This is a genomic window from Xanthobacter sp. BG11Y11_SDJG (assembly GCF_057364445.1).
The window spans coordinates 1-6,927 of sequence record NZ_JBNFNU010000223.1; the positions used below are offsets into that span (position 1 = coordinate 1).

Genomic DNA, 6,927 nt, shown 5'->3' on the forward strand with positions numbered 1-6,927 from the left:
GTGCCCAGCGCCACCTCGTATTGCGCGGCGATGGCCGCCTCGGCCGGGATGGCGGCGCCGGGGCCGAACTCGCCGGACTTGATGCGGGCGAGCAGCGCCTCGCGCAGGCGCTCGTAGAGCGGCAGGCGCGCGTCGCCGCCGAGGGCGGTGGCGGGCTCGCTTGCGGCGCGGCCAGTGGGCATGGCGGTCCTCCTCCCGGAGCAGCGGATCGGCGGCATGGAAGCGCCTTGAGGGCGTCTTGATTTCTATTCATATATAAGACTAATAGTTTGGTCAAATATCTCCTCTGAGGATGCGATGGGCGTTCAGGACAGCGGATCGGCGGCCCGGCTCCCGGCCTTTGCGGGTGGGGCGGTGGACACCCACGCCCACGTGTTCGAGACCCGGCTCGGCGCGATCGCGGGGGCGCGCTATGCCCCGGCGGCGGACGCGCCCCTGTCCGCCTATCTCGGCCACCTCGATGCGCACGCCATCGCCGGGGCGATCCTGGTGCAGCCGAGCTTCCTCGGCACCGACAACGGCTTCCTGCTGGACGCGGTGCGCGCGCGCGGCGCGCCTGAGGGCGGTGGTGGTGGTGGACCCGGAGATCGACGCGGCGGCGCTCGGCGCCCTCGCCGCGCGCGGCGCGGTGGGCGTGCGGCTCAACTTGATCGGCGCGGCGACGCCGGACCTCGCGCGCCAGCCTTATGCCGGCCTCCTCGCGCGCCTGCGGCAGGCCGGCCTCTATCTGGAGATCCATGCCGAGGGCCGGCAATGGGCGCAGCTTCTGCCCGCGGCAAGCGCGGCGGACGTCGCCGTGCTGATCGACCATTTTGGCCGGCCCTTCACCGCCGCGCCGGGCCACTGCGCCAGCCTCGACGTCATCCTCGACGCGCTCGGCGATCCCAAGGTGTTCGTGAAGCTGTCGGCGCCCTACCGCTTTCCGGCGGACCCGACGGCACTGGCCGCGCTATTCCTCGCCCGCGCGCCGGGCCGGGTGGTGTGGGGCAGCGACTGGCCGTTCACCCAGCACCCCGAGATCACGAGCTACGCCGAAGCGCGCGGCTGGCTCGACCGGTGGATCGCCGACCCGGCGGTGCGCGCCCGCGTGCTCGACGCCAATGTGCGCGCGCTGCTGGCCACCGCCGCGGCAGGTGCGGCGGCGGATGCGGCGGTGCTGGCCGATCAGTCGTCGGAGTAGCGCTGCTCCGCCCAGGGGTCGCCGCGCATGTGGTAGCCGCGCTCCTCCCAGAAGCCGGCGCGGTCGGCGGCGATGAAGTCGATGGACTTCAGCCACTTGGCGCTCTTCCAGAAATACAGGTGCGGCACCACGAGACGCATGGGCCCGCCATGCTCGCGGGTGAGCGGCGCGCCCTCCCACGAATGGGCGAGCAGCGCGTCGGGCGAGGCGAAGTCCTCCAGCAGCAGATTGGTGGAATAGCCGTCGAACGAATGCAGCATCACCGCCACCGCATGGGGCGCAGGCATCACCAGATCGAGCAGATCGTGGGTGGCGACGCCCTGCCAGCTGTTGTCGTAGCGCGACCAGGTGGTGACGCAGTGGATGTCGTTGACGAAGCGCTTCTGCGGCAGCGCCAGGAAGGCGTCCCAGTCGAGCGAGACCGGGTTCTCCACCGCCCCCGACACGTCGAGCCGGAAGCGCATGGGCGGCACCATGGGCTGGATACCGAGATCGAGCACCGGCCAGTCCTTCACCAAATGCTGGCCCGGCGGCAGGCGCTCGCTCTCCGGCCGGGCGACGCGCCCGGTCAGGAACTTGCCCTCCTGCGCCCAACGCTGCTTGGTGCGGGTGAGCTTGGTGTCCTGCGGCAGCCCTTCTGGGGCGCCCGTGTCGGCTTGGTCGGTCATGGCATCCTCCGGGTCAAGGCCGTGGGTCGCCACAAGACTAGCACGACGCGGCGGCGTTGGCCGGCCGGGATCGGCCGCACGCCCCCTCGGCGCAAGGGCGCGGTGGCATGGCGGGGCGGGGCGGTCGTTATTGATTGGGAACGGTTCGGCGGTCGAATGCGCGCTGCCGGCCGGCAGCGGCCGAGGCGCGCCCGCGGCGCATGAAGGACGAGACGAGATGGCGAAACACGTGGCGGTGCTGATGGGCGGCTGGTCCGCCGAGCGCGAGGTGTCCCTGAGGTCCGGCGCCGCCTGCGCCGCCGCGCTCGAAGGCGAAGGCTACCGCGTCACCCGCGTCGACGTGGGCCGCGACGTGGCCGAGGTGCTGGCCCGCCTGAAGCCCGACGTCGCCCTCAACGTACTGCACGGGCGCCCCGGCGAGGACGGCACCATCCAGGGCATCCTGGAAATCCTGCGCATCCCCTATTCCCATTCCGGCGTGCTCGCCTCGGCGCTCGCCATGGACAAGGCGCAGGCGCGAATCACCCTGGCGGCGGCCGGCGTGCCGGTGGCGGCGGGGCGCACCGTGTCGCGCGCCGAGGCGGCGGCCGGCCACGTCATGGAGCCGCCTTACGTGCTGAAGCCAATCTGCGAGGGGTCGAGCTTCGGCGTGTTCATCGTGCGCGAGGACCAGACCCATCCGCCCCAGGAACTCCACCGCGACGACTGGTCATTCGGCGAGGTCCTGCTGGCGGAACGCTTCATTCCCGGCCTTGAGCTGACCTGCGGCGTCATGGGCGAAGAGGCCCTCGGCGTCATCGAGATCGAATCCGCGCATAAGTTTTACGACTACGAAAGCAAGTATGCGCCCGGCGGCTCGGTCCACATCCTTCCGGCCCGGATTTTACCTGAAGTTTACCAGCACGTGCGGATGTTGAGCGTGACGGCGCACCGAGCTCTCGGCTGCCGGGGGGTGTCGCGATCCGACTTCCGATACGACGAGCGCACCGGGGACATCTCCGGCCTCGTCTGCCTGGAGGTCAACACCCAACCCGGAATGACCGAGACCTCGCTCGTGCCCGATATGGCGGCCCATGCGGGCATATCGTTCGGCGAGCTGGTCAAATGGATGGTCGAGGACGCGTCGCTCCAACGCTGAAGCCGAACAGGCCCGCGGCGCCGCGTCCTGCGCCGGTGCCGGCGGACCGGCACAAGCGCCTGCCGCCCGAGCCGCGGCCCGCGAGCCGCCTGTCTTTGCTGCTGCGCCGCCTCTCGGTGCGCCTCGCCGCCTCCAGCCTCGGCCGGCGCGGCGCGAGCCTGCTGACCGTGGCGGTGATCGGCGGCTTCTCGCTCTACGGCACGGTCATCGGCGGCCATGTGGAGGCGGCCAAGGAGATCGGCCTCGACATCGCCGATGCGGCGGCCAACCTCGCCGGTTTCAAGGTGGTGCAGGTGAACCTGTCCGGGCAGAACCACGTCACCCCGGCCGAGATCCTGGAAGCGGCCGGCATCAAGCCGTCCACCTCGATCCTGTTCGTGCACGCGGACGAGACCCGCACCCGGCTCGAGGCCATGCCCTGGATCCAGTCGGCGAGCGTGCGCAAGTTCTATCCCGACCGCATCGACATCGCGATCACCGAGCGGGTGCCGTTCGCGCTCTGGCAGATCAACGGCGCGATCAACGTGATCGGCCGCGACGGCCGGATCATCGCCCCTTATTCGGACGATCCGCGCTACATCAATCTGCCCATCGTCGTCGGCGAGGGCGCCGACCGCCAGGTGGGCGGGATCGTCGATGCGCTGGCGCGCATGCCGGTGATCGCCGACCAGGTGCGCGCCGCCATTCTCGTCGCCGAGCGGCGCTGGACGCTGAAGATGCGCAACGGCATCGACGTGCGCCTGCCGGAGGACGGCCTGGAAGGCGCGCTCGCCCAGCTTGCCGACCTCGACCGGGACAAGAAGCTCCTGTCCCGCGACATCACCATCATCGACCTGCGCCTTCCCGACCGCGTGGCGGTGCGCCTGTCCGACGCGGCGGCGGACGCCCGCGCCCAGGCGATCAAGGCCCGGGCCAAGGCGAAGAAGGGAGGCGCGACATGAGCAGGCACAGGCTCGCCCAGGGTTTTGCGCCGAAGATGCGTCCGCTGCCGCCGCGCAAGAGCGGCATCGTCGGCGTGCTCGACATCGGCACCGGCAAGGTGGTGTGCGCCATCGCCCGCCTGAAGCCGCGCGGCGCCTCCGACGTGCTCACGCGCCGCACCCATGCGGTGGACGTGCTCGGCATCGGCCACACCCGCGCCCACGGCATCAAGGGCGGCGCGGTGGTGGACATGGCGAAGGCGGAACTCGCCATCCGCCAGGCGGTGGACATGGCCGAGCGCGCCGCCGGGGTGCAGATCGCCTCGGTGGTGGTGGGCGTCTCCGGCGGGCGCCTCGCCTCCCAGCACTACGAGGCCGCGGTGCGCATCGCCGGGCCGGCGGTGGAGGAATTCGACATCCGCCGCGTGCTGGAGGCCGCCTCCACCTACGGGGTCGGCGACGGCCGGGCGGTGATGCATGCGCTGCCGGTGGGCTATTCGCTCGACGGCCGGCGCGGCATCGGCGAGCCGTGCGGCATGCTCGGCCGCGAGCTCGGCGTCGACATGCACGTCATCACCGCCGACCTGACGGCGCTGAAGAACCTCGTGCTGTGCATCGAGCGCTGCCACCTCTCCATCGAGGCCATGGTGGCGGCGCCCTATGCGGCGGCGCTGTCCTCGCTCACCGACGACGAGATGGAGCTCGGCGTCACCCTCATCGACATGGGGGCCGGCACCACCACCTTCTCCATCGTCCAGGGCGGCCACTGCATCCACGTGGACGGCATCGCCATCGGCGGCCAGCACATCACCAACGACGTCGCCCGCGGCCTGCCGGCGCGCCTCGCCGACGCCGAGCGCATGAAGGCGCTGCACGGCGCCGTGGTGGCGGTGTCCTCGGACGACCACGACATGCTCACCGTGCCGCCGCTCTCCGGCGAGCCGCGCGACCAGCCGCACATGGTGCCGAAGTCGCGCCTTGTCACCATCGTGCGCCCGCGCGCCGAGGAGATCGTCGAGCTGATTCGCGACCGGCTGAAAGCGACCGGCCATGCGTCCGACGCCGGACGGCGCATCGTGCTCACCGGCGGGGCGGCGCAGCTCCAGGGCCTGCCGGACCTCGTCGCACGCGTCGTCGGGCCGCAGGTGCGGATCGGCCGTCCGCTCGGCGTCTCGCGCCTTCCGGAAGCGGCGCGCGGGGCCGCCTTCGCGGTCACGGCGGGCCTTCTCGTCTATCCGCAGGTGGCGGGCCTCGAGCATTTCGAGCCGCGCCGCCGGCAGGCCGCCACTGGCACGGCGCCGGGATATTTCGGCCGGGTGGGACGCTGGCTGAGGGACAGCTTTTAGACATGGTTAACGATCGATGCCGTAAAAATTAACCAGGCACGATTCGCAAGCGCGGGCCGCGTAGGGTCGGGTTCGACGGAGCAAAAGCATGACGATCAATCTTCAGATGCCCGACATTCGTGAGCTTCGTCCGCGGATCACGGTGTTCGGCGTGGGCGGCGCCGGTGGCAACGCCGTCAACAACATGATCGAGGCGGGCCTCAACGGCGTCGAGTTCGTGGTGGCGAACACCGACGCCCAGGCCCTGGCGCTGACCAAGGCGCAGCGCGTGGTGCAGATGGGCGTGGCGGTGACCGAGGGCCTCGGCGCCGGCTCCCAGCCGGAAGTCGGCCGCGCCGCCGCCGAGGAAGTTCTGGACGAAATCCGCGACCACCTCTCCGGCTCGCACATGGTGTTCATCACCGCGGGCATGGGCGGCGGCACCGGCACCGGGGCCGCCCCGGTGGTGGCCCGCGCCGCGCGCGAACTCGGCATCCTGTGCGTCGGCGTGGTGACCAAGCCGTTCCACTTCGAGGGCGCCCGCCGCATGCGGGTGGCCGAGCACGGCATCAACGAGCTGCAGAAGAGCGTCGACACGCTCATCGTCATCCCCAACCAGAACCTGTTCCGGGTCGCCAACGAGAAGACCACCTTCGCCGACGCCTTCGCGATGGCGGACCAGGTGCTCTATTCGGGCGTCGCCTGCATCACCGACCTGATGGTGAAGGAAGGCCTCATCAATCTCGACTTCGCCGACGTGCGCGCCGTGATGCGCGACATGGGCAAGGCGATGATGGGCACCGGCGAGGCCTCGGGCGACAAGCGCGCGCTCCAGGCGGCGGAAGCCGCCATCGCCAACCCGCTGCTGGACGAGACCTCCATGCGCGGCGCCGGCGGCCTGCTGATCTCCATCACCGGCGGCAAGGACCTGACCCTGTTCGAGGTGGACGAGGCGGCGACCCGCATCCGCGAGGAAGTGGACCCGGACGCCAACATCATCCTCGGCGCCACCTTCGACGAGGGCCTGGAAGGCATCATCCGCGTCAGCGTGGTGGCCACCGGCATCGATCCGGCGGTGATCCCCGAGCAGGTGATCCCGTCCGACCGGTTCCCCGATCTGCAGGGCCGCAAGATGTCCAATGCCGGCCGCGCCGCCGTGGAGGCGAGCCGCGAGGCGCAGATCCGCAGCGCGGTGGCGGCCATCTCCGCCGAAGATCTGATCGGCCTCGAAGCGGAGGCCGCCGGCCTCGTCGACCAGCCCGATGCGTTCGCGCCCGAGCCGGTGCGCCAGCCGCGGGTTCAGGAGCGGTCCGCCGTCGCCATCGACGACGTGACCATCCGCCAGGCGGCGCCCAAGCCCTCCTTCTTCGTCGAGCCCGAGCCGGCCGCCGAGACGCCGGCGCCGGTGGAGGACGACTTCGCCCCTTACATCCCCGCCGCAGGGCCAGCGCCCCCCGCCCGCCGCGCATGCCGCGCCTGGAGGAACTGCCGCTGCCGGCCCAGAACTAGATTCGCGCCCAGCGGGGCGAGGCCCCGGCCGACGGCCAGGGCGACAAGAAGCGCATGAGCCTGCTCCAGCGCCTCGCGAATGTGGGCCGCCGCGAGGAGCCCGAGGCGGAGCCCCAGCGCCGCGATCAGCCCAGCATGCGCGCTCCCGGCCGGCCTCCCGAGGCGTCCCGAGGCCGGCGATGGACCG

The 6,927-nt window shown here is 71.2% G+C and carries 7 protein-coding genes; 5 read left to right on the forward strand and 2 right to left on the reverse strand.

The window, feature by feature from the left end; all coding sequences use genetic code 11:
• On the reverse strand, positions 1–182 hold a 182-nt coding region (locus AC2W7M_RS16560; protein WP_486133365.1), incomplete at its 3' end, for a GntR family transcriptional regulator.
• A gap of 278 nt (positions 183–460) precedes the next feature.
• On the opposite strand from AC2W7M_RS16560, the gene AC2W7M_RS16565 reads away from it, so the two are divergent.
• Positions 461–1,180, forward strand: coding sequence for an amidohydrolase family protein (locus AC2W7M_RS16565; RefSeq protein ID WP_486133367.1), 720 nt, complete (start codon positions 461–463; stop codon positions 1,178–1,180).
• Here the strand turns inward: AC2W7M_RS16565 and AC2W7M_RS16570 are convergent.
• Positions 1,165–1,848, reverse strand: coding sequence for a sulfite oxidase-like oxidoreductase (locus AC2W7M_RS16570; RefSeq protein WP_486133369.1), 684 nt, complete (start codon positions 1,846–1,848; stop codon positions 1,165–1,167). The two genes, AC2W7M_RS16565 and AC2W7M_RS16570, sit on opposite strands and share 16 nt — an antisense overlap.
• A gap of 217 nt (positions 1,849–2,065) precedes the next feature.
• On the opposite strand from AC2W7M_RS16570, the gene AC2W7M_RS16575 reads away from it, so the two are divergent.
• From AC2W7M_RS16575 to ftsZ, 4 genes are all read left to right on the forward strand, one after another.
• Positions 2,066–2,986 carry a D-alanine--D-alanine ligase gene (locus AC2W7M_RS16575; RefSeq protein WP_486133371.1) on the forward strand — a complete coding sequence of 307 codons (921 nt, stop codon included), beginning with the start codon at positions 2,066–2,068 and terminating at the stop codon, positions 2,984–2,986.
• A gap of 95 nt (positions 2,987–3,081) precedes the next feature.
• The gene (locus AC2W7M_RS16580; protein ID WP_486133373.1) at positions 3,082–3,927 is read left to right on the forward strand and encodes a cell division protein FtsQ/DivIB; all 846 of its coding nucleotides are present in this window, start codon (positions 3,082–3,084) and stop codon (positions 3,925–3,927) included.
• Positions 3,924–5,252 carry a cell division protein FtsA gene (gene ftsA / locus AC2W7M_RS16585; protein WP_486133374.1) on the forward strand — a complete coding sequence of 443 codons (1,329 nt, stop codon included), beginning with the start codon at positions 3,924–3,926 and terminating at the stop codon, positions 5,250–5,252. The genes AC2W7M_RS16580 and ftsA overlap by 4 nt, the downstream gene beginning before the upstream one ends.
• Positions 5,253–5,340: 88 nt before the next feature.
• Positions 5,341–6,798 (forward strand): cell division protein FtsZ, encoded by a 1,458-nt coding sequence (ftsZ, locus tag AC2W7M_RS16590; protein ID WP_486133376.1) that lies wholly within the window; start codon positions 5,341–5,343, stop codon positions 6,796–6,798.
• Positions 6,799–6,927 lie beyond the last annotated feature (129 nt).

What these genes read in the sequence shown, in the direction of transcription:
- ftsZ (WP_486133376.1), top strand. Translation starts at nt 5,341, where the DNA reads ATGACGATCAATCTTCAGATGCCCGACATTCGTGAGCTTCGTCCGCGG.
- AC2W7M_RS16575 (WP_486133371.1), top strand. Translation starts at nt 2,066, where the DNA reads ATGGCGAAACACGTGGCGGTGCTGATGGGCGGCTGGTCCGCCGAGCGC.
- AC2W7M_RS16565 (WP_486133367.1), top strand. Translation starts at nt 461, where the DNA reads ATGCGCACGCCATCGCCGGGGCGATCCTGGTGCAGCCGAGCTTCCTCG.
- AC2W7M_RS16570 (WP_486133369.1), bottom strand. Translation starts at nt 1,848, where the DNA reads ATGACCGACCAAGCCGACACGGGCGCCCCAGAAGGGCTGCCGCAGGAC.
- ftsA (WP_486133374.1), top strand. Translation starts at nt 3,924, where the DNA reads ATGAGCAGGCACAGGCTCGCCCAGGGTTTTGCGCCGAAGATGCGTCCG.